Source organism: Actinotalea ferrariae (genome assembly GCF_019733465.1).
GTDB lineage: Bacteria > Actinomycetota > Actinomycetes > Actinomycetales > Cellulomonadaceae > Actinotalea > Actinotalea ferrariae_A.
On the sequence record NZ_JACVQL010000308.1, the window covers coordinates 1 to 1283 of the forward strand.

Here is a 1283-nt window from a genome sequence, read left to right on the forward strand (position 1 = left end):
GCGCCGCCTGGCCTGCCGCCACGTCGTCGTCAGGCGACGAAGATGCAGAACGGGTGGCCGGCCGGGTCGGCGTAGACGCGCAGCGGCTCCTGCGGGTCGTCGCTGCGGTCGAAGCGCAGGCGGCCGCCGAGCGCGAGGACGCGCTCGTGCTGGGCGTCCAGCTCCTCCTTCGAGCCGACCGAGGTGTCGAGGTGCAGCTGCTGCGGCACCCGCTGCTCGGGCCACGTCGACTCCACCTGCTCGTCGACCTGCTGGAACGCGAGCTGTACACCGCCGGGGTTCCTGAGCACCAGCCAGTCACGGCCGTTCTCGTCCGGCTCACCGGCGGGCGGCGGCTCGTCGCCGTCGCGGTACTCGAGCCCGAACACCTGCCGGTAGAACTCCGCCAGACCGCGGGCGTCCGTCGTGTCCAGCACCACCTGGGCGATCGTCGGGTGTGTCGTCATGTCACCACCTCCGCGCACCAGGGTGCCGCGGGCCACCGACACGCGCTCGTCAGCCGACGCCGACCGTGACCTCGCCCGTCTCGCGGCCGCGCGGGTCGACCACCACGACGTGGTCCCCGGTCACCGTGAGGGTGGCACGCACCTCACCGCTGTCCCCCATCACGCACGCTGATGCGAGCTCCGCGCCGTCGGGCCCCACGAGGCGGACGACGTCGCACTGGTCGGCGAGCGTCGCGTCAGCCACGCGCACGACGACGTCCTGCCCGGCCGCGCCCGCGAAGCGGACGCGCGAGATCGCGCCCGGTCCACCGACCCGTGCGCGCGCCGCGGCACCGCCGACCGTCACGGCCGCCTCGTGGTCGACCGGCGCGAGGAGGGCCACACGCACCGAGCCGGTCCTGGCCGCGGGTGGGTCGACCACGACGGCGTACCGGCCCGCGATCGGCAGCACCACCGTGTCGAGGAGCCCCTGGCCTGCACGGACGCACCCGGTCTGCACCGTCCGGCCGTCCGGTCCCACGAGGCGCACATGGCCGCACCCCTCGACGCCGTCGGCGGCGTCGAGCGTGGCGAGCAGCGCCTGACCCTGCACGGCGTCGAACGTCACGACACCCCGCGACCCGGGACTGACGGCCAGCACCGTCGCCGGCGGTCCGTCCACGACGCCGCCGTGCACGTCGTCCACCACGGCCGCGAGGGCGAGGCCGCTCCCCGCGTCGTCGCACGTCGCGAGCAGCGTGTCCGGGTGCCCCGGACCGCCGAGGTCGGCGGCGTCGTCGGCGCGGAGGAGCGCGAGCCGCGCGAGCACGCAAGCGGCGTCCGCGCGGTCGGTGGCGC

At 75.8% G+C, this 1283-nt stretch carries 2 protein-coding genes; both read right to left on the reverse strand.

Annotated features, from left to right (window positions below; genetic code table 11):
* Window positions 1-29: 29 nt before the first annotated feature.
* On the reverse strand, window positions 30-446 hold the full coding sequence (locus tag ICW40_RS18545; RefSeq protein ID WP_221655478.1) for a VOC family protein: 417 nt from the start codon (window positions 444-446) through the stop codon (window positions 30-32).
* Window positions 447-495: 49 nt separating this feature from the next.
* Window positions 496-1283: hypothetical protein (locus ICW40_RS18550; protein ID WP_221655479.1), on the reverse strand; the 788-nt coding region annotated here is incomplete at its 5' end.

What these genes read in the sequence shown, in the direction of transcription:
- ICW40_RS18545 (WP_221655478.1), bottom strand. Translation starts at nt 446, where the DNA reads ATGACGACACACCCGACGATCGCCCAGGTGGTGCTGGACACGACGGAC.